We start from the raw sequence: 429 nt of genomic DNA, 5'->3' as shown, positions 1-429 counted from the left end.
CGGGTGGCGGTATTCTGTCACCCATGTATCCGTGGAGATATCCCAATGAAGTCAATCATCTGGCACAACACGGCAAACAACTTTACCAACAATGGAATGAGAAACTACAACCTAAAACAGGGATAGACTTTCAAATCCATGACACAGGAATGTTAATTTTTGACGAAGCAGATTTTGAGCTTGGACTGAATTATAAAGACCAGCATCAAGACCCCATGCAGCATTGTGAATACCTGCAAAGAGAGCAGCTTGAAACCGTCAACCCCCATATTTCAGCACAGTTTCAACATGCAATTTATTTTCCACATTTAGCCAATTGTTAGAAATCCACGACTTTCTTAAATCACTGATCAGCTACCCTCAAAACAACACCCTCAAGTTGAAGTGTATGAAAAATACATGGATCGAAAAATTTAATATTCAAAATCA

1 protein-coding gene is annotated in these 429 nt (G+C 39.2%); it reads left to right on the top strand.

All coding sequences use genetic code 11. From position 1 onward, the window contains the following. The coding region (locus ACQ5DJ_RS29980; protein WP_429845626.1) for a hypothetical protein at positions 1-323 on the top strand (323 nt) is incomplete at its 5' end. Between the last annotated feature and the right edge of the window lie 106 nt (positions 324-429).

The sequence above is a fragment of the Brevibacillus sp. FIR094 genome, from assembly GCF_050477165.1.
Classification (GTDB): domain Bacteria; phylum Bacillota; class Bacilli; order Brevibacillales; family Brevibacillaceae; genus Brevibacillus.
This window is presented reverse-complemented; position numbering and strand designations above follow the sequence as displayed.